The following is an 18,322-nucleotide window of genomic DNA, read 5'->3' on the forward strand; positions in this document are numbered from 1 at the left end:
GTCGTTAGCACTCATTGAGTGAGAGTGCCAGGAGGAGCAAGTGCCGACCTATCAGTACCAGTGCACCGAATGCGGCGAGGGCCTCGAAGCGGTGCAGAAGTTCACCGATGATGCCCTGACCGTGTGCCCGAACTGCGAGGGACGCCTCAAGAAGGTGTTCTCGGCCGTCGGCATCGTCTTCAAGGGATCCGGTTTCTACCGGAACGACAGCCGTGGCTCCTCGTCGAGCAGCACGCCGGCCACGTCGTCGTCCAAGGCGTCCGACTCGTCCACCGGGTCGTCCTCGTCGAAGTCGGACGCGAAGCCGGCCACTTCGGCCGCGGCGTCTTCGTCCTCGAGCTCCACCTCGGCGTCGTCCACGTCGTCGAGCGGTACGTCGGCCGCCTGAGGCCGCCCGCGTACACCACACGTTTCACCGGGACCCCGCCGATCGACTCGGCGGGGTCCCGGTTGTGCGTGCCCGTTAGTGTGACCGCATGGTGAACGCAGAAACGGGTACAGCGGAAATCGGTGTCATCGGCGGATCGGGCTTCTACTCCTTCTTGGAGGACGTGACCGAGATCCAGGTGGACACCCCGTACGGCGCGCCGAGCGACTCCCTCTTCCTGGGTGAACTCGCGGGCCGCCGGGTCGCCTTCCTCCCCCGCCACGGCCGGGGCCACCATCTCCCGCCGCACCGGATCAACTACCGCGCCAACCTCTGGGCCCTGCGTTCCGTCGGCGTACGCCAGGTGCTCGGCCCGTGCGCGGTCGGCGGCCTGCGTCCGGAGTACGGGCCCGGCACTCTGCTCGTCCCGGACCAGATGGTCGACCGCACCAAGGCCCGCGCCCAGACCTTTTACGACGGTGAGCCCTGGGCCGACGGGACCGAACCGAACGTGGTGCACCTCGGCTTCGCCGACCCGTACTGCCCCGAAGGACGCAAGGCGGCCTTGGCTGCGGCGCGCGGGCGCGCCTGGGAACCGGTGGACGGCGGCACCCTGGTCGTGGTCGAGGGCCCGCGCTTCTCGACCCGAGCGGAGTCGCGATGGCACGCGGCGATGGGCTGGTCGGTCGTCGGGATGACGGGGCACCCGGAAGCGGTACTCGCCCGTGAACTGAACCTCTGCTACACGACGCTGACGCTGGTGACCGACCTGGACGCGGGAGCCGAGGCGGGCGAGGGCGTCAACCACGCGGAGGTGCTGGAGGTGTTCGCGGCCAACGTGGACCGGCTGCGGTCGGTGCTCTTCGACGCGGTGGCCGCTCTGCCGGCGGTCGAGGACCGCGACTGCGTCTGTGCGCACGCGCTGGACGGGATCGACACGGGGATCAAGCTGCCATAGCGCGCGCAGCCCGGAGGCTTAGCGCGCAGCTCGGGGCCTTGGTGCGCGCAGCTCGGGGGCCTCGGCTCGCGGTCTGTTCCTGCCCGACCGGCCTTTCCAGCCGTTTCCAGCCGTTCCCAGCCGTTTCCAGACGCGTTTGGGTCGTACGAGTGGCCGGGTTTTCCACATCGGGTGGGTTGTCCACAGGGCTGAGCGGGATCTCCGCGGTAGGTGGATCGTGAGGGGAGTCCGGCGGGGAATCCTGCAGGGCTCCCCTTCACGGCAGGTGGTGTCAGCCATGTCCTCTTCGGTGCCCGATACACGTCCCGCGCCTCCCGCACCGTGCGGGGTCCCGTCCTTCGGGCCCCTGCGGGTGCGGGGCGGCGGCGGGCAACGACTCCGGCGGGCGATCCGCGGCCAGCGCCGGGCGCTGGCCGCGGGATTCGCACTGACCTCCGCCTTGCTCGCCGCTTCGGGGCTGGACGGCCAGAGGGGGGCGGCCGCCCTTCCCGGAGGCGCACCACCGGGGCCTGAGCGGCGGGCCGTACGGCTGGTGTCCGCTCCGGTGCGGATCGCCGACGCGGCGACGGTCGGGCTGCTGAGGCCGGGCGACCGCGTCGATGTGATCGCCGCGGTCGACGGGGACCCCGAGGCCCGGGTGGTGGCACGCGACGTACGGGTGGCAGAGGTTCCGCGCGGTGCTGGCGAGGGGCAGATGTCATCCCCGGAGGCCGATGTCGGGGCGGGTGTGGGAGGCGGCGCCCTGGTGGTCCTGTCCGTGGAGCGGGACACCGCGACGGCCCTGGCGGGTGCTGGCGCCTCGGGGCGGCTCGCGGTGGCGGTGTCCCATGCCGAATAGAACGGGGACCGCGTCAATTCACCCGATGGAAGTGCCCGATTGGACAACGTGGTCTTCTGCCGCCTTATGCGGCGGGGCAGTTCGCTCCCCCTTCCGCACGCACAGAGGAAGGCTCGCATGTGAGCGAGAAGAAGGTCAGCCTGCTGGAAGGGTTCAAAGCCTTCCTGACACGCGGCAATGTGATCGACCTCGCGGTGGCCGTCGTCATCGGTGCCGCGTTCACGAACGTGGTGAACGCGGTCGTGAAGGGAATCATCAATCCGCTGGTCGGTGCCTTCGGCACCCAGGACCTGGAGAACTACAGATCCTGCCTCCAGGGTCCCTGCGTGGTGGATCCGAAGACCGGGAAGATGGACGGCATCGAGATCCTGTGGGGCTCGGTGCTCAGTGCCACCCTCAGTTTCCTGATCACCGCCGCCGTCGTCTACTTCCTGATGGTGCTGCCGATGGCGAAGTACCTCGCCAGGCGCGCGGCCGCCCGGGCGGCGAAGGAGGGCGTGCAGGAGACGCTGGAGGTGAGCGAGCTGGAGGTGCTGAAGGAGATCCGGGACGCTCTGGTCGCCCAGCGGGGCCAGGCGTAGTCAGCCGGAATCCTCACCGGCCGCCGATGTCAGATGTGGTGGGGCGGCTTCTCGTCCAGGAAGCGCGCCAAGTCGGCCGCGCCGCCGCCGGCCGGAGCCCGCTCGCCCCACCCCTGATCCGTGTCGTCCGAGGACTGCCGGTCCAGCGGATCGTCGAAGATCAGAGCCGGCGGCTTGGGCCTGGACTCCTGCGGCGGTCGCTGCTGCGACGGCTGCGGCTTCGATTCTCGCGGTCCGGGGGTGGGGGCGGTACTCATACGTCCAGGGTACGGCCGGGCTCAGCGATCCTTCGGGTCGAGCAACCACAGCCCCAGCACGACGAGGAACGACAGGCACAGGAAGCCGGCGCCCCACCAGGCCGTGCCCGTGTTGCCCTCCATCCACACGTTGACGACCTCCGTCAGCGCCCACAGCTGACCGATGACGACGCTCATCGCCAGCACCAGCCGGGCCGTCAGCTTCGCGGAGCGCTCGGGTTCCTGCTCCGAGCCCGCCCCGAGGCCCGGGCCGGTGTGACGCACCCGTGGATCGGCGTAGCCACTGGTGGGCCAGATCTGGGGGTAGCGCTTGTGGACGGGGCGGTTCAGCTCGGCGCGCGCACTGCCGGGGTGGTAGTCGGGATACCGCGTTCCGGCGGGGCTGGGGGGCCGAGGCGGCTCGATCGGGTCCAGGGGCTCGGTCATGACCGCCTCCCCATGGCCGTGGCATCGGACGGAGCGGGCGCGGGTGGTGCCTCCGCGCCGCCTCCGGTACCGGGGCAGCCGATCCGCTCGGCGAGATCCGGACGGTCGTCGCTGAGCTGGCGGCACAGCCCCTCCTCGATACTCTCCCCCGAGCGGGTGGCCCTCGCGGCGACGGAGGGCCACCGGCCGGCCGCCGGACCGTCCCGTCGGACGTGCCGGTCCGGGCACCGGGCTCGGACTGCTCGGCTGCGGCGGGTTCTGGCGGCTCGGTCACCCGGCCACCGTAGGACCGAAACAGTCGTTCGGTCCCGTTATGCGCATCGATGGTGTGATCGCGTCGCCCAGGTGGCCCGCGCCCTGAGGCCTGCGGCATGCGCCCGCTACCCGAGGGCCTGCGGCATGCCCCGCTCCCCCGGCCGTCACCTGTACGTTCGCCGGTACACGGCACCACCACGTCCATGAGGAGCTGAGCTCGACATGACCGAAGCACTGTCCGCCCCGGGCCCGTTGGACGCGCTGACGGATGTGGCCGGGATCCGCGTCGGGCACGCCCGGGTGCCGGGCCGGGGCGCCCTGAGCGGGACCACCGTCGTCCTGGCCCCGGAGGGCGGAGCCGTGGCAGCCGTCGATGTGCGCGGAGGCGGGCCCGGCACCAGGGAGACGGACGCGCTCGACCCGCGCAATCTGGTGCAGCGGATCGACGCGGTCGTCCTCACCGGCGGCAGCGCGTACGGGCTCGATGCCGCGTCCGGCGTGATGGCCTGGCTCGAGGAACAGGGGCGCGGAGTCCGGGTCGGCCCGGACCCTTCACAGGTGGTGCCGGTGGTCCCGGCGGCCTGCCTCTTCGACCTCGGCCGTGGTGGTGACTGGCGGGCCCGCCCCGACGCGTCGACCGGCCGCGCCGCCGCGGAGGCAGCCGCCGCTTCCGCACCGGGCGCTCAGGTCGCGGAGGGGTCCGTGGGCGCCGGTACGGGGGCGGTGGCCGGGCAGCTCAAGGGCGGCGTCGGTACGGCGAGCGTGCGCCTGCCCTCCGGGACCACGGTCGCCGCGCTGGCCGTCGTCAACGCGGCGGGTTCCGTCGTCGATCCGCGGACCGGGGTGCTGTACGGAAAGTACGGCGCGGGAGAGCCGCCCGCGCACCCCGCACCCCCGGTGCACGAAGCCGCGTGCCGTCGGCTGGCGGAGATCAGCGGCAGCACGCGGCCGGACGGCGGGCCGGACGGCGACGCACCAGGGAGCGGCGTCTTCAACACCACGCTCGCCGTCGTCGCCACCGATGCCGCCCTCACCCGCGCCCAGGCCCAGAAGCTCGCCGGCACGGCGCACGACGGTCTGGCGCGTGCGGTGCGGCCGGTCCACCTGCTCACCGACGGGGACACCGTCTTCGCCCTCTCCACCGGCCGGCTGCCGTTGCCCCAGGAGCCCACCGCCGCACTCAACGGCATCCTGGCGGCAGCGGCCGACGTCCTCACCCGCGCCATCGTGAAGGCCGCCGGCGCGGCCGAAGGTGTCGACGGCCCCGGAGGCACGTTCCCCTCGTACAGCGAGCTCTACGGCACGGCCTGAGAAGACCGGGAAGCCTTGCCCGGTGAATCGAACAAGCCGGGAACTTTCTGCGTGCCCTGTACGTTTTTTGCGAACCCCGGTCACGATGTCAGACCCAGGGACTACGTTATGCACGCATCGGGTAACACGCGGCGACGGCCTGGAGACAGCACCTTGAGCGATCCGTACGAGACAACCGAGCAGCACCTCGAGCGACTCCTGCGATGCGCCCTCAACTCCTTCGATTTGTCCGATGCCACGGTCGACCGGCTCGGGGCGGCACTGGCGCACAGCAGTGCCCTGCACTCGTCCCACCACAGTGCCGTCCTGCACCGCGAGACCTACCGGCACAGCTACCTCCTCTCCGACGGCACCACGCTCACCCTGTGGGAGCTGGTGCACGGCGGCGGCAGGGACGTCCCGGCCCCTCTCCGGCACGAGCTGTACGACGACGAGGGCGACGCGCAGATCGCCGCCGCACGCCTCGCCGGCAGCTTCTGGGACACACCCGCCTTCGGTGACGACAGCCTGCGGGAGGACCTGGAGGCGTTCACCCTGCTCCTGAGCGTCCCCCCGGCCCCCCTGCCCCGCATGTACGCCCCGGACAACTCCGCGGACCACGCCCGCCGCGTCCTGCGCCGCGCGGAGAACGGCGACCGGCCGGGCGCCGGGACGGCCGGGCTGCTCCGGGCGGCGTTCGCCCACCACATCACCCAGGTCTTCGGCCGCCAGTACCGCGTCGACGGACGCGATGCCGGTTTCACGCTCTACGAGCACGCCTTCCTCCTCCTGGACGGCAGCGAGACGAGCCTGTGGGAGGTCGAGCACACGGCCACGCCCGACGGCCGCCACATGTGCGAGGTCTACGACGACGAGCAGAGCGCCCGTCTGGCCATGGAGAACCGCACCCGGATCTGCTGACCGTTCCCAGCGCCTCACACACAACGCCAGGCGGGCACGGCCCCGGAGTTCCGGGGCCGTGCCCGCCTGGCGTCGGGGCGGTCCGAGCGGCCGCCGCCCCTTCAGCTCGTCAGCGCGGGCTCCTTCGAGAGCGTGTCGCCCTGAGTCCGTGCGGGCGGCATGTCGTCCTCGCCTCCCTCCAGATGCACCCGGGGCCTGGCGGGCAGGGCGAACATCACGAGGAAGATCACCGCGAGGACGCCGGCCACCCACCACAGCGACTGCTGGAACGCGTCCACGAACGCCGGTCCCATCGCTTCCGGCGGCAACCGGTCACTGATCGACCCGAAGAAGACGACCGAGACGAGGCCGAGCCCCAGCGCCGTGCCCATCTGCTGCACGGTGTTGATCAGCCCGGACGCCGATCCGGAGTGCTCCTTCGGGACTCCGGAGAGCACCGCGTCCGTCAGCGGAGCCACGATCAGCCCCATGCCCACGCCCATGACCACGAGCGGGAGTGCCATCTGCCAGGGGCTGATGTCCAGTCCGTAGCGCCCGGCCTCCCAGATGTAGAGCAGCAGCCCGGCGATCATCAGCAGCGCGCCGGTCTGCAGCACCTTGCGGCCGAAGCGGGGCACCAGCTTCTGCACGGAGACCCCGGCGGCGCACGAGACGGCGATCGAGAACGGGATCCCCGTCGAACCGGCCCGCAGGGCGCTCCAGCCCAGCCCCATCTGCAGGTAGAGCGTCCAGACCAGGAAGAAGATGCCCAGGGCGACACCGAAGGTCAGCTGCACGGCGGTGCCCGCCGCGAAGCTCTTGACCCGGAACAGCGAAAGCTCGATGAGCGGCGAGCCGTCCCGGCTCGCCTTCCGGCGCTCGAACACCACGAGCGCCGCGAACACCAGAAGACTGGCGGCCATCGACACATGGCCCCACAGCGGCCAGCCCAGCTCGCGTCCACGGGTCAGCGGGTAGAGCAGCATGAGGAGGCCGAGCGTCACCAGGGCCACGCCGGCCAGGTCCAGCCGGAGTGCCTTCGGCGCCTTGGACTCGCTGATGAACATGCGACCCAGCACCAGTCCGGCGATGCCGACCGGCAGGTTGATCAGGAAGATCGGCCGCCACTCGAGGCCGAAGAAGTTCCATTCGGTGAGCAGGGCGCCCAGCAGGGGCCCGGACACCGCGCCCAGCCCCACGATCGCGCCGAACAGTCCGAAGACCTTGCCACGCTCGTGCGCCGGGAAGGTGGTGTGCACGATCGACAGGACCTGCGGCACCATCAGCGCGGCCATACCGCCCTGCAGGATGCGCGAGGCGACCAGCATCTCCGGATTCACGGCGAACCCGCAGAGGGCGGAGGCGATCGTGAAGCCGCCGATGCCTATGAGGAAGAGCCGCTTGCGGCCGTAGATGTCACCGAGCCGGCCGCCGGTGATCAGACCGGCCGCGAAGGCCAGCGCGTATCCGGCGGTGATCCACTGGATCGACGTGAACGAGGCGCCGGTGTCCCGCGTGATGCTCGGGATGGCGATGTTGACGATCGTGACGTCGACCAGGTCCATGAAGGCCGCGGTCATCACGATCGCGAGCGCGAACCAGCGACGCCGGTCCGCGGGACCCGCCGTGTCCGCCGGGTCCGCCGGGTCCGCCGGGTCTGTCGGGTCCTGCGGCGTGGCCGGCCCCGTGGACGCCGTGCGGACGGCTGCCGTGGCCGGCAGAGATTCGGAAGAAGGCATGGGAAGAAGGTAAAGGCCGAACAGGTCAGGTAGTGACCTAATGGGTGGGCATCCTGTACCCCATGACCGACACCCCGGCACGCCTGCTGAATCTGCTGTCGCTCCTCCAGACACCGCGCGAGTGGCCGGGCAGCGAACTGGCCGCGCGGCTCGACGTCACCCCGCGCACCATCCGGCGCGACATCGACCGGCTGCGCGACCTCGGCTATCCGGTCGAGGCGTCGCGCGGCTCCGTCGGCGGCTACCGCCTGGTCGCCGGCACCGCCATGCCGCCGCTCCTGCTGGACGACGAGGAGGCGGTGGCCATCGCGGTGGGGCTGCGGGCCGGAGCCGGGCATGCCATCGAAGGCGTCGACGAGGCGTCTGTACGGGCCCTGGCCAAGCTGGAGCAGGTGCTGCCCTCGCGGCTTCGGCACCGGGTCTCGTCCCTGCAGAACGCCACGGTCCCTCTCACCCGCGGCGACGGCGCGACCATCGATCCTCGGACGCTCACGGTGATCGCCTCGGCCGTCACCGCGCGCGAACGGCTTCGCTTCGGCTACCGGGCGCGGGACGGCGCCGCGTCGAAGCGGCAGGCCGAGCCGTACCGGCTGGTGAGCACGGGCAGCCGCTGGTATCTCGTCGCGTACGACCTGGACCGCGAGGACTGGCGCACCTTCCGGGTGGACCGGGTGAGTGAACCGTTCGCCACCGGGTCCCGCTTCACCCCGCGCGAGCTGCCCACCGAGAGCGGGGACGCGGCGGAGTTCTTCGCCCGGTCGATGTCGCGTACGCAGCCCGAGCTGCACATCGATGTGACGTTCGAGGCGCCGGCCGATGCCGTGGCGGCCCGGCTGCCCGCGGAGTTCGGCGCGCTGGAGCCGGGCGGCGAACACCGCTGCCGGCTGCGCACGAGCACCCAGAGCTCACTGGAGTGGGTGGCCCTGCGGCTCGCCCTGGTGAACTGCGAGTTCGTGGCGCACGGCCCGCCGGAGCTGGTGGAACACCTCGGCACCGTGGGCGCGCGCCTTTCCCGCGCCGCGTCACCCCGGCCGGCGGGGCGGGCATGACCAGGCGGCGGACGTGACCAGGAGGGCGGACATGAATGAGCCCCGGCGCCGGGGGGGGGCGCCGGGACTCAGCTCAGGGGACCGGAAAGGAGACCGGTCGTCGGGCCGGTGCGAACCGGCTTGATGGGGAGATTACGGGTTATCGGCTCACGCCGCAGCGTCAAAGCCCGTGTCGTGAGCCATTCGCTTCAATTCGAGCAACGCGTGCTTCTCGATCTGGCGGATCCGCTCCCGTGTCAGACCGTGCTGCTTGCCCACCTCGGTGAGGGTCCGCTCACGGCCGTCCTCGATCCCGTAACGCATCTTGATGATGGAGGCGGTGCGGTTGTCGAGCTTGCCGATCAGGTCCTCGAGCTCCTCGCTGCGCAGCAGCGTCATCACGGACTGCTCGGGTGACACGGCGGAGGTGTCCTCCAGCAGGTCCCCGAACTGCGTGTCGCCGTCGTCGTCCACGGACATGTTCAGGCTGACCGGGTCACGGGCCCAGTCCAGGACGTTGCCGACGCGCTCGGTGGTGGTGTCCAGCTCGGCGGCGATTTCCGCGTGCTCCGGGTCCCGCCCGTGCTCACGGTTGAATTCGCGCTGCACGCGCCGGATCCTGCCGAGCTCCTCCACGAGGTGCACGGGGAGCCGGATCGTGCGGGACTGATCGGCGATGGAGCGCGTGATGGCCTGCCGGATCCACCACGTGGCGTACGTCGAGAACTTGAAGCCCTTGGCGTAGTCGAACTTCTCGACCGCGCGCACCAGGCCCGCGTTCCCCTCCTGGATCAGGTCCAGCAGGGGCAGGCCCGCCCTCGGGTAGCGCCTGGCCACGGCAACGACGAGCCGGAGGTTGGAACGGATGAATATGTCCTTGGCGCGCTCGCTCTCGACGACCAGCGCCTCCAGCTCCGCCGGCTTCGCTCCGCCGGCTTCGCTCTCCACCGCTCCGTCGAGGATCTGCTGCGCGAAGACGCCTGCCTCGATCGTCTGGGACAGCTCGACCTCCTTGGCGGCGTCGAGCAGCGGTGTGCGAGCGATCTCGTCCAGGTACATGCCGACCAGGTCGCGATCGGCGATCTCCCCGCCCACGGCGCGAACACTGCTTGCCCGGTTGGTCCCGCCGGTGCTGGCGGACGAACGACGGGCGACGGCACGGGTTGCCATGCGTGCTCCCTTGCTGAGTAGGTCGCGACACCCTCCCGGGTGCCCTGCATCCGATGGAAACAACGACTGGAATCCGGACAGAATTCCCACGACCCCCATTCACTTTCGAGATCATGCAGTACCCTGTCCGGCCCCAGAGGAGGACAGATGCCGCAGATACCCGCAGAGGTGCAGGTCAGGCCCGGAGTGGAGGCCGATCTACGGGCGCTCACGGACATCTACAACCATTACGTCCTTGAGACCGCGCTCACCTTCGACACGGTGGCCTTCACTCCGCAGGAGCGCCTGCCGTGGTTGCGCTCCCACCCGGAAGACGGCCCCCACAGACTCCTGGTTGCTCCGGACCCGGATACCCGGCACGACGCGCCGCATGTCCTCGGCTACGCCACCAGCAGCCCGTACCGTCCGAAGGCGGCGTACAGCACCTCGGTGGAGGTGAGCGTGTACCTCGCCCCGGGCGCCACGGGACGCGGCGTCGGCACACTCCTCCACAAGGCGCTGTTCGAGGCGCTGGCGGACGAGGGCGTCCACCGCGCCTACGCCGCGATCGCACAGCCGAACGAGCCGTCGGTCCGGCTGCACGACGCCTTCGGCTCCCACCCCGTCGGTACGTACACGGAGGTGGGCCGCACGTTCGGCCGGTACTGGGACGTGTCCTGGTACGAGAAGGCGCTGCTCAGCCGAACTGCACCGAGCGCTTCGCCAGACCCAGCCAGAAGCCGTCGATGACGCTGCGCCCCCGACCGAGCTCGCCCTCGGCCGCCCCGAGGGTGACGAACAACGGCGCGAAGTGCTCGGTGCGGGGATGAGCCAGCCTGCCCGAGGGTGAGGCGTGCTCGAAGTCCAGCAGGGAGTCGATGTCCTGCGCCTGGAGCGCCCGGTGCCCCCAGTCGTCGAACTCCGCGGACCAGCCGGGGGTGCCGCCGCCGGGGTGCCGCAGCGCCGCCAGGTTGTGCGTGAAGAAGCCACTCCCGACGATCAGCACCCCCTCGTCGCGCAGCGGGGCGAGCTTGCGCCCGATGGCCATCAGCTTCTGCGGGTCGAGCGTCGGCATCGAGATCTGGAGGACGGGGATGTCGGCCGCGGGGAACATCTCGACGAGCGGCACGTACGCCCCGTGGTCGAGGCCGCGGTCGGGGATGCCCTGGACCGGGGTTCCGGCGCCGCGCAGCAGCTTGCGGACGTCGTCGGCGAGCTGCGGGGCCCCGGGGGCGGCGTACCGCACCTGGTAGTAGTGCTCGGGGAAGCCCCAGAAGTCGTAGACCAGCGGTACGGCCTCGATGGCACCGAGGGCGAGCGGGGCCTCCTCCCAGTGCGCGGAGACCATCAGGATCGCCTTGGGGCGCGGCAGCCCGGCCGACCAGGCGGCCAGCTCTCCCGGCCAGACCGGGTCGTCGGCGAGCGGCGGGGCGCCGTGGGAGAGGTAGAGGGCGGGCATGCGTTCCGCGGTGACTGTCATGACACTCCCATTCCTCCGCCGATCAAGGTATGTGTGTTCCCTACAGGTACCGGGAACGGGCTTCTGCGCAAGCACCGGGATTCGGCAGATCGATTCTTCGGAACAAGGTCTTTGAATCTTCAAGTTCCAACTACCGGAGACCTTAGCTCTATCTAGTTCAACTTTCAAGAAAAGGTCGTACAGTGAAGTACATGACCACGGCACCCCACGGCGGACCCCGGTGGCTCACCGACGAAGAGCAGAGCGTGTGGCGCGCCTACCTCCACGCCACCACGCTCATGGAGGACCACCTCGACCGCCAGTTGCAGCGCGATGCCGGCATGCCGCACATCTACTACGGACTGCTCGTCAACCTCTCCCAGGCCCCCCGGCGGCAGAAGCGCATGACCGAACTGGCCAAGGACGCCAAGATCACCCGCTCCCGTCTCTCGCACGCCGTCTCCCGACTGGAGAAGAACGGCTGGATCCGCCGCGAGGAGTGTCCGTCGGACAAGCGCGGCCAGAACGCGGTCCTCACCGACGAGGGTTACGCGATGCTCAGCCGGTCCGCGCCGGGACACGTCGAAGCCGTGCGCCAGGCGATGTTCGACCGGCTCAGCCCCCAGCAGGTGCAGAGCCTCGGCGAGATCATGCAGGTCATCGCCAACGGCCTGCAGCCGGAGGGCACGGACGCGGATCTGCCCTGGCTCCGCTGAGCGGAACCAGGGCAGACCGGAGGCTCGGCGTCGCGCTCAGTGCGCGACGACCGGGATCCTGAACTCGTCCTCGGCGCCGTCCGACAGGCTCCCCGAGCCGTCGGCCGCGCCGGTACCCGGGCGTCCGGTGTTGATCAGGGCCACCGCGATCGCCGAGGCGGCGACCAGGATGCCGACCGCCCACCAGATGGCGCTGGAGAAGCCGGCGACCATGGCCTGCAGCTCGAGCAGCTTCGGGTCGCTCGCACCGGCCGCGTGATCGGCGACGTACGCGGTGGTGGCACCGGCGGCGATGGTGTTGAGCAGGGCCGTACCGATGGCGCCGCCGACCTGCTGCGAGGTGTTCACCATCGCGGAGGCCACCCCCGCGTCACGGGGCTCGATGCCGTGCGTGGCCAGCGACATGGCCGGCATGAACGCCGTACCCATACCCAGGCCGAGCAGCAGCTGGCCCGGCAGGATGACGGCCGTGTAGGAGGTGTTGATGTCCAGCTGGGTCAGGAGCAGCATGCCGATGGCCGCCACCAGGAACCCGGGGCCCATCAGCAGCCTCGGCGGGACCCGGGTCATCAGCCGGGCACCGATCTGCGTGGAACCGGTGATCATGCCGACGATCATCGGCATGAACGCGAAGCCGGTCTTGACCGGCGAGTAGCCCTGGACCACCTGCAGGTAGTACGTCAGGAAGAGGAAGAGCCCGAACATCGCGATGATGGCGAGGCCCAGGGAGAGGTAGACCCCTCCGCGGTTGCGCTCGGTCAGGACGCGCAGCGGCAGCAGCGGCGACTTCACGCGCGACTCGGTGGCGACGAAGGCCGCCAGCAGCACCGCGGCCGCGACGAACATGCCGACGGTCAGCGAGTCCGACCAGCCGGCCGACTCGGCACGGGTGAAGCCGTACACCAGCGCGACCAGGCCCAGCGTGGACAGGACGACGCCGGGGATGTCGAGCGGCGAGCGGTTGCGGCTGCCGCCCGGCTCACGGATGACGAAGTAGGCACCGGCGGCGGCGACGATCGCGAACGGGATGTTGACGAAGAAGGTCCAGCGCCAGTTCAGGTACTCGGTCAGGAATCCGCCCAGGATCAGGCCGACCGCGCCACCGCCACCGGCGATGGCTCCGTAGATACCGAAGGCCTTGGCGCGCTCCTTGGCGTCCGTGAACATCACCGCGAGCAGGGAGAGGGCCGCCGGGGCGAGCAGCGCGCCGAAGACACCCTGCAGGGCACGGGAGCCGAACATCATCGCCTCGCCCTGCGCCGCGCCGCCGAGCGCGGAGGCCGCGGCGAAACCGAGCAGACCCACGACGAAGGTGCGCTTACGGCCCCAGAGGTCGGCGATGCGTCCGCCGAAGAGCAGGAGCCCGCCGAAGGCGAGAGCGTAGGCGGTGATGACCCACTGCTTGTTGCCCTCGGAAATGCCCAGGTCGGTCTGGGCGGAGGGCAGGGCGATGTTCACGATGGTCGCGTCGAGCACGACCATCAGCTGGGCGAGGGCGATGAAGGCCAGCGCTTTCCAGCGACTGGGATCCGGAAGGGTTCCGGCTGTTTTCGACATGGGAGTAGCCACCTAAGGACACGAGGAGTTGCGGGGTCGGCGCACGGGCCGCGAACGGACCCGCGTACGAACCCGAAAAAGGGTGAGCTGTACCGGGGCCGGACCTGCGCGTCAGGTCCGGCCCGGCTTCATGGGACTGGTGTGGGCCGCTGAGTTCTGAGGGTCTGTGGGTCGGTTCTCCGGTGAGCGGGCGTCAGCGCCCGCCGCGAAGGTCCTCCAAAGTCGCCGCCGATCCGGGCAGTTCGGAGCGGGCCGGAGCTTCCAGACCGTCCAGGAAGAGCTGCAGATGGCGGTGGGTGAACCGGTCGATGTCCAGGCAGGCGATGCCGGGCAGCGGCCGGGTGAGCTGGGAGAGGGCGACGAGTACGTCACCGACGGCGATGTCGGTGCGCAGCCTCCCTGCGGACATGGCACGCTCCACGAGCCCCTCGACGGCCTCTTCGAGGCGGCGGCGCTCGGTGAGCAGTTCGGGGTGGGCGTTGTCGAACCCGCCGGACAGCATCGGGCACAGGGCGCCGATCCGTTCCCCGGCCGCCGCGTGCACGAAGCGGCTGAGCGCGGCGAACGGGTCGGACTCGGCCGCGACGGCCTCCTCCAACCGCTCGGTGGTGCGGGAGGTGACGGCGAGGACGACCTCATGGATCAAGGCAGCCCGGTCGGGGAAGTTCCGGTAGAGCGTGGCGTTGCCGACTCCGGCCCGTCGTGCGACCTCGTCGAGCGGCACGTCCGGCCCGAACTCGACGAACATCTCACGCGCGGCCGTCACGATCCGCTCCCTGTTGCGCAGCGCGTCCGCACGTGGACGGGACATGCGGCGCCCTATGGAGCAGGAGGCGGGTTCGGCGACGGACTCCACAGCCACGGCCCTTCCCTTCCGATGTGTACGGCGGCCCTCCGGTACAACCGGGGACCGTGTCCCCGTTTCGCGGGAACACAGATTCAAACGGGGAAAGGATCCCCGGTTATTTCCCGGCTCCATGTGACCTGAGTCACGTGTCGCGTCCGGTAAAAACCCCTCCATCGGCGCACCCAGCGAGCGGTGCCCCACGACCCGGATGAGGCTGATCGCCAGAGCGCAGCCAGGGCCGGCCGGCTGCCGCGGACCCCGAAGGCGCCGCCCCATGCAGCAGCCCCGCCGCCGGATACGCGCATACCGCCGCCCCCTCGCGCTCGCCGGTGCGACGGCCCTGGTCCTCGCGACGATGGCCTCGGCCAGCTCCACCCTCCCCGTCCCCGGCCGTGCGGCCGCCGGGCCGGTGGCAGCGCCGCGCGGCACCGGCCTCGCACCGTGCCGAATACCCACGGCCATGGGCGTACAGATGTCGGAGGGCATGCCGACACCCCCCGGTTACGCACACGCCACCGGCCGGATCAAAGCCCTCAACCTGATGATCGACTTCCCCGACGCGCGGGCGACGGAACCGGCCGCCGACCGGCTCGCGGAATTCTTCCCGCAGACCTCCGACTGGTTCCACACCAGTTCCTACGGCCGGCTCACGTACGTGCCGGAAGCACCCGTGAAGGACTGGCTGCGGATGCCGCTGCCCTTCGCGGAGTACGGCATAGAGCGCGGCTCACCGTACGAACCTGGCTACCGCGAACTCGTCAAGGACCTCGTGACCGTCGCCGATCCGAAGGTCGATTTCACGGCGTACGACCTGGTCAACGTGCTCGTCACCCCGAACGCCGGCCCTTCCGCGCTCGACACCGTCCTGTCGGTGACCTTCTCCGGCAACGACGACGCCCCGTCCGCCGACGGCATCCCGCTGGCCAACACGTCCTTCATCTACAGCCGCCAGGACGACGGCTCCGGCTCCTACGCGGAGACCGGCTACCGGGTCCTGCCCCATGAGAACGGCCATGTCTTCGGGCTGCCCGACCTCTACACGATGGAGGGGGGCGGCTCCGTGGGGCACTGGGACATCATGTCCGAGGACTGGGGGGCCAACAACGACCTCCTGGGCTGGCACAAGTGGAAGCTGGGCTGGCTGGACGGCGACCAGGTCGGCTGCGCCGCCATGCCCGGCACCAGCGAACACGTCCTCGGACCGCTGGCCACGACGGGCGGCCCGAAGCTGGCCTTCGTGCCGGTGAGCGCGCAGTCCGGCTACGCGGTGGAGGTACGGACCGCGGAGGGCAACGACGAAGCGGTCTGCCGGCCCGGCGTCCTCATCTACAAGGTGAGCTCCGACGTGGACACCGGCCAGGGCCCGGTCTCCGTCGAGGACAGCACCGAGGACAGCGGCGGCTGCACCCGGCGGCCGAACGTCCACGCCGAGCTCTCCGACGCCCCGTTCGAACCGGGTGAGACGTTCACCGACCGGGCCCACGGCATACGCATATCGGTGAGGGAGAAGGACCACGACGGTAACTACCGGGTACGGATCACCCGGCCGTGAGCCCTGGGTCCCCGCTCTCGCGCGCGTACTCCTGGACGGCGCCGCGCAGCTCCCGCTTGAGGACCTTGCCCGTGGCGTTACGCGGCAGCGGCTCCCGTGTCACCAGCACATGGGCCGGAACCTTGAACGCGGCCAGACTCCGGCCCACGTGGGCCCGCAGCGCGTCCGCCGTGACGCCGGAATCCGGGCCCACCCGCACGACCGCCGCGACCTCCTCGCCCAGCACCGGATGCGGAACGCCGAGCACCGCCGCGTCCTCGACGTCGGGGTGGTCGTGCAGAGCGGCCTCGACCTCCACGCAGTACACGTTCTCGCCGCCCCTGATCACCAGGTCCTTGATCCGGTCGACGACGGCCACCCGCCCGTCCCGGACGACGGCGAGATCCCCGGTGCGGAACCAGCCTCCGGTGAACGCCTCGGCCGTCGCCGCCTCGTCGCGCCAGTAGCCGCGCGCCAGGGACTGGCCGCGCAGCCACAGCTCGCCGGCCTCGCCCTCCGGGAGCGCCTCCCCCGCGGGCCCGGCGACGCGCACCTCGGTGACCGGCGTCGGAGTGCCGACGGAGTCCGGATGGGCCCGGTACGCGGCACCGAAGTTGGCCAGCACCCCGCCGCTGGTCTCGGTCAGGCCGTAGCCGTTGCGCGGCTCGATCCGCTCGCCGTGCCGGTCCGTGAGCCGGGCGACCAGGTCGGGCGGAGCCGCCGCGCCGCCGGTGTTCAGCCCCTTCAGGCTCTCCAGGCCGTCGCCCGCGCGGTCCGCCGCAGCGAGCAGCTGGAGCGCGGTGGCGGGAACACCGGCGTAGTGGGTGACTCCGTGCCGGCGGATCAGCCGGAGGGCCTCATCGGCGTCCCACCTGGGCATCAGGACGAGGGTGCCGCCCGACGCCATCGCCGCGTACAGGCTGGTGAAGGCGGCGACGTGGAAGAACGGGAACGTCATCAGGGTGACCGGCGCGGGCCCCTGCCCCGGGATGACTCCACGGCCCAGCGCCGAGGCCGCAGCCTGGTAGCGCGGGTTGAGGGCCGCGCCCGCCTGTGCGAGGTGGGTGGCCACGGCGCCCTTCGGCCGCCCGGTGGTGCCGGAGGTGTAGAGGATCGTGGAGTCGTCCTCGGGCCGGATCTCCACCTCGGGCGGCGCCGCCGTCGGATCGGGCTCCGGCAGGTCCGCGTACCGCTCAGCGGCCACGCCGTCCGGCAGCTCCCCCTCGCCGTGGAAGACGACGAAGCGCACCCCTGCCTTCCGGCCCCAGCCGACAGCCTTCGACAGCTGCTCCGCGTCGACCAGCAGGACCTGCGGCTCACAGTCGTCGAGGGCGTAGGCGAACTCCCCTTCGGTCCACCAGGTGTTGAGCGGTACGGCGACGAGGCCGGCCAGCTGGACCGCCCAGAACGCGATCTGCCACTCGGGGTGATTACGCATCGCCACCACGGCCCGGTCACCGGGGCGGAGCCCGTACACCTCGGTGAGCCGCCGGGCCAGCGAGGAGGCGGCAGCGAAGAACTCCCCGTACGAGCAGACACGTTCACCCGAGAGGAGGAACGGCTGGTCGTCGAACGCCCAGGTGGTCTCCACGAACTCCCGCAGCGTGCGCGGGCCGTTCGCGTAGACGAGAGGCCCGCCCTCCTCGCGCACCACGGCGAACGGTGCCCCGGGGCCGGTCAACGACGCCTCGATACGGGCGAGTGCTGCCGGGTCGGGTGAACGGCTGGGGTCGTCGGTGTGCGGCACGAACGGCCTCTCCACGTACGGGGTCAGCGATCCGGCGACGCTATGCCCGCACCCTGCCCTCGTCAACCGGCTCCCCCGCGCCCGCGGCCGGGTCGAGGCGGCCCCTACCGGAAGGCGGGCAGGCTGCGCTCCGCCCAGGCGGCGACGGGGCGGCAGCGCGACATCCCCGAACGGCGCGGGCCCGGTGCGCTCGGCGCGGACGGTCTCCGCCCACGCGAAGGCGTTGGACGCGAATCCTCCGGCCCGCAGGATCGTCCACTCCAGGCCCGAGGCGCGGACGGCCTCCTCGAACACCGCAACCGGTCGTGCGAGGCCGCTCCCGGGCGGGTCGCGGTGATCTGCGAGGAGAATCAGGACGATCGTGCGCACCCCCTCCTCCTCGGCCACGCCCAGCAGCTTTTCCGCGCTCTCGCCGCCGGCCGGCATCTCTCCGGCCAGCACGAGCCGACGAGCGCGACACCTGGCCGGGACCACGCTGCCCACGCATCGAGGAATCGACGCATCAAGGCATCGAGGCCACCATCCGCGAGGCCACGCCGAACGGACGCCAGACGGGCCTCACCGGCACGGAGTTCGGCCTCCTGCATCTATTCGGTTCGCGGCGGGATGGCGTTTCCCCGGCGCCGGCTGCCGCCCCGACGACCGGAGGGCACCTGGTCGCCACGGCCGCCGCCAAT

General features: G+C 70.9%; 18 protein-coding genes and 1 pseudogene. 10 read left to right on the forward strand and 9 right to left on the reverse strand.

Annotated features, from left to right (window positions below; all coding sequences use genetic code 11):
* Window positions 1–40 precede the first annotated feature (40 nt).
* The 4 genes from ACFYQ5_RS25420 (at window position 41) to ACFYQ5_RS25435 (ending at window position 2,744) form a co-directional block, all read left to right on the forward strand.
* Window positions 41–388 (forward strand): FmdB family zinc ribbon protein, encoded by a 348-nt coding sequence (locus ACFYQ5_RS25420; protein ID WP_389200711.1) that lies wholly within the window; start codon window positions 41–43, stop codon window positions 386–388.
* Window positions 389–476: 88 nt separating this feature from the next.
* Complete coding sequence (locus ACFYQ5_RS25425) at window positions 477–1,325, forward strand: S-methyl-5'-thioadenosine phosphorylase (RefSeq protein WP_389200713.1); 849 nt, start codon at window positions 477–479, stop codon at window positions 1,323–1,325.
* A gap of 277 nt (window positions 1,326–1,602) precedes the next feature.
* Entirely contained in the window at window positions 1,603–2,163 is a 561-nt protein-coding gene (locus tag ACFYQ5_RS25430; RefSeq protein ID WP_389200715.1) for an RcpC/CpaB family pilus assembly protein, read from the forward strand.
* 119 nt (window positions 2,164–2,282) lie between these two features.
* Window positions 2,283–2,744 carry an MscL family protein gene (locus tag ACFYQ5_RS25435; RefSeq protein WP_389200717.1) on the forward strand — a complete coding sequence of 154 codons (462 nt, stop codon included), beginning with the start codon at window positions 2,283–2,285 and terminating at the stop codon, window positions 2,742–2,744.
* A gap of 29 nt (window positions 2,745–2,773) precedes the next feature.
* Here ACFYQ5_RS25435 and ACFYQ5_RS25440 read toward each other — a convergent pair whose 3' ends face one another.
* From ACFYQ5_RS25440 to ACFYQ5_RS25450, 3 genes and pseudogenes are all read right to left on the reverse strand, one after another.
* A complete protein-coding gene (locus ACFYQ5_RS25440; protein WP_389200718.1) occupies window positions 2,774–3,001 on the reverse strand; it encodes a hypothetical protein in 228 nt (75 codons plus the stop codon).
* 21 nt (window positions 3,002–3,022) lie between these two features.
* Window positions 3,023–3,427 (reverse strand): hypothetical protein, encoded by a 405-nt coding sequence (locus tag ACFYQ5_RS25445; protein ID WP_389200720.1) that lies wholly within the window; start codon window positions 3,425–3,427, stop codon window positions 3,023–3,025.
* Window positions 3,424–3,597: pseudogene (locus tag ACFYQ5_RS25450) on the reverse strand ((2Fe-2S)-binding protein); the annotation flags it as partial. The pseudogene ACFYQ5_RS25450 and the gene ACFYQ5_RS25445, both read right to left, overlap by 4 nt.
* 307 nt (window positions 3,598–3,904) lie before the next feature.
* Between ACFYQ5_RS25450 and ACFYQ5_RS25455 the strand changes: the two are divergent.
* Entirely contained in the window at window positions 3,905–4,993 is a 1,089-nt protein-coding gene (locus tag ACFYQ5_RS25455; protein WP_389200722.1) for a P1 family peptidase, read from the forward strand.
* A 153-nt stretch (window positions 4,994–5,146) separates the two neighbouring features.
* Window positions 5,147–5,893, forward strand: a complete 747-nt coding sequence (locus tag ACFYQ5_RS25460) for a DUF6227 family protein (RefSeq protein ID WP_389200723.1) — start codon at window positions 5,147–5,149, stop codon at window positions 5,891–5,893.
* A 101-nt stretch (window positions 5,894–5,994) separates the two neighbouring features.
* Here ACFYQ5_RS25460 and ACFYQ5_RS25465 read toward each other — a convergent pair whose 3' ends face one another.
* Entirely contained in the window at window positions 5,995–7,611 is a 1,617-nt protein-coding gene (locus ACFYQ5_RS25465; protein WP_389200724.1) for an MFS transporter, read from the reverse strand.
* 62 nt (window positions 7,612–7,673) lie between these two features.
* Between ACFYQ5_RS25465 and ACFYQ5_RS25470 the strand changes: the two genes are divergently transcribed.
* Window positions 7,674–8,660, forward strand: a complete 987-nt coding sequence (locus ACFYQ5_RS25470) for a helix-turn-helix transcriptional regulator (RefSeq protein ID WP_389200726.1) — start codon at window positions 7,674–7,676, stop codon at window positions 8,658–8,660.
* A 147-nt stretch (window positions 8,661–8,807) separates the two neighbouring features.
* Here the strand turns inward: ACFYQ5_RS25470 and ACFYQ5_RS25475 are convergent, their stop codons facing one another.
* Window positions 8,808–9,809, reverse strand: coding sequence for an RNA polymerase sigma factor RpoD/SigA (locus tag ACFYQ5_RS25475; RefSeq protein WP_389200728.1), 1,002 nt, complete (start codon window positions 9,807–9,809; stop codon window positions 8,808–8,810).
* Window positions 9,810–9,956: 147 nt separating this feature from the next.
* Here ACFYQ5_RS25475 and ACFYQ5_RS25480 point away from each other — a divergent pair, with 147 nt between their 5' ends.
* Window positions 9,957–10,538 carry a GNAT family N-acetyltransferase gene (locus tag ACFYQ5_RS25480; RefSeq protein WP_389200729.1) on the forward strand — a complete coding sequence of 194 codons (582 nt, stop codon included), beginning with the start codon at window positions 9,957–9,959 and terminating at the stop codon, window positions 10,536–10,538.
* Here the strand turns inward: ACFYQ5_RS25480 and ACFYQ5_RS25485 are convergent.
* A complete protein-coding gene (locus tag ACFYQ5_RS25485; RefSeq protein WP_389200731.1) occupies window positions 10,486–11,268 on the reverse strand; it encodes a dioxygenase in 783 nt (260 codons plus the stop codon). The two genes, ACFYQ5_RS25480 and ACFYQ5_RS25485, sit on opposite strands and share 53 nt — an antisense overlap.
* A 182-nt stretch (window positions 11,269–11,450) precedes the next feature.
* On the opposite strand from ACFYQ5_RS25485, the gene ACFYQ5_RS25490 reads away from it, so the two are divergent.
* Window positions 11,451–11,963, forward strand: a complete 513-nt coding sequence (locus tag ACFYQ5_RS25490) for a MarR family winged helix-turn-helix transcriptional regulator (RefSeq protein ID WP_389200733.1) — start codon at window positions 11,451–11,453, stop codon at window positions 11,961–11,963.
* 36 nt (window positions 11,964–11,999) lie between these two features.
* Here the strand turns inward: ACFYQ5_RS25490 and ACFYQ5_RS25495 are convergent, their stop codons facing one another.
* Both ACFYQ5_RS25495 and ACFYQ5_RS25500 read right to left on the reverse strand, forming a co-directional pair.
* Entirely contained in the window at window positions 12,000–13,520 is a 1,521-nt protein-coding gene (locus ACFYQ5_RS25495; protein ID WP_389200734.1) for an MFS transporter, read from the reverse strand.
* A gap of 193 nt (window positions 13,521–13,713) precedes the next feature.
* Window positions 13,714–14,331 (reverse strand): TetR/AcrR family transcriptional regulator, encoded by a 618-nt coding sequence (locus ACFYQ5_RS25500; protein ID WP_389200957.1) that lies wholly within the window; start codon window positions 14,329–14,331, stop codon window positions 13,714–13,716.
* Between the two features lie 310 nt (window positions 14,332–14,641).
* On the opposite strand from ACFYQ5_RS25500, the gene ACFYQ5_RS25505 reads away from it, so the two are divergent.
* Window positions 14,642–15,919 (forward strand): M6 family metalloprotease domain-containing protein, encoded by a 1,278-nt coding sequence (locus tag ACFYQ5_RS25505; protein ID WP_389200736.1) that lies wholly within the window; start codon window positions 14,642–14,644, stop codon window positions 15,917–15,919.
* Here the strand turns inward: ACFYQ5_RS25505 and ACFYQ5_RS25510 are convergent.
* Window positions 15,906–17,645, reverse strand: a complete 1,740-nt coding sequence (locus tag ACFYQ5_RS25510) for a class I adenylate-forming enzyme family protein (protein ID WP_389200958.1) — start codon at window positions 17,643–17,645, stop codon at window positions 15,906–15,908. The genes ACFYQ5_RS25505 and ACFYQ5_RS25510 overlap by 14 nt on opposite strands.
* Between the last annotated feature and the right edge of the window lie 677 nt (window positions 17,646–18,322).

Source organism: Streptomyces sp. NPDC005794 (assembly GCF_042871445.1).
In the GTDB taxonomy this organism is placed as follows: Bacteria; Actinomycetota; Actinomycetes; order Streptomycetales; family Streptomycetaceae; genus Streptomyces.

What these genes read in the sequence shown, in the direction of transcription:
- ACFYQ5_RS25470 (WP_389200726.1), top strand. Translation starts at nt 7,674, where the DNA reads ATGACCGACACCCCGGCACGCCTGCTGAATCTGCTGTCGCTCCTCCAG.
- ACFYQ5_RS25475 (WP_389200728.1), bottom strand. Translation starts at nt 9,809, where the DNA reads ATGGCAACCCGTGCCGTCGCCCGTCGTTCGTCCGCCAGCACCGGCGGG.
- ACFYQ5_RS25495 (WP_389200734.1), bottom strand. Translation starts at nt 13,520, where the DNA reads ATGTCGAAAACAGCCGGAACCCTTCCGGATCCCAGTCGCTGGAAAGCG.
- ACFYQ5_RS25500 (WP_389200957.1), bottom strand. Translation starts at nt 14,331, where the DNA reads ATGTCCCGTCCACGTGCGGACGCGCTGCGCAACAGGGAGCGGATCGTG.
- ACFYQ5_RS25480 (WP_389200729.1), top strand. Translation starts at nt 9,957, where the DNA reads ATGCCGCAGATACCCGCAGAGGTGCAGGTCAGGCCCGGAGTGGAGGCC.
- ACFYQ5_RS25445 (WP_389200720.1), bottom strand. Translation starts at nt 3,427, where the DNA reads ATGACCGAGCCCCTGGACCCGATCGAGCCGCCTCGGCCCCCCAGCCCC.
- ACFYQ5_RS25425 (WP_389200713.1), top strand. Translation starts at nt 477, where the DNA reads ATGGTGAACGCAGAAACGGGTACAGCGGAAATCGGTGTCATCGGCGGA.
- ACFYQ5_RS25440 (WP_389200718.1), bottom strand. Translation starts at nt 3,001, where the DNA reads ATGAGTACCGCCCCCACCCCCGGACCGCGAGAATCGAAGCCGCAGCCG.
- ACFYQ5_RS25465 (WP_389200724.1), bottom strand. Translation starts at nt 7,611, where the DNA reads ATGCCTTCTTCCGAATCTCTGCCGGCCACGGCAGCCGTCCGCACGGCG.
- ACFYQ5_RS25485 (WP_389200731.1), bottom strand. Translation starts at nt 11,268, where the DNA reads ATGACAGTCACCGCGGAACGCATGCCCGCCCTCTACCTCTCCCACGGC.
- ACFYQ5_RS25505 (WP_389200736.1), top strand. Translation starts at nt 14,642, where the DNA reads ATGCAGCAGCCCCGCCGCCGGATACGCGCATACCGCCGCCCCCTCGCG.
- ACFYQ5_RS25430 (WP_389200715.1), top strand. Translation starts at nt 1,603, where the DNA reads ATGTCCTCTTCGGTGCCCGATACACGTCCCGCGCCTCCCGCACCGTGC.
- ACFYQ5_RS25455 (WP_389200722.1), top strand. Translation starts at nt 3,905, where the DNA reads ATGACCGAAGCACTGTCCGCCCCGGGCCCGTTGGACGCGCTGACGGAT.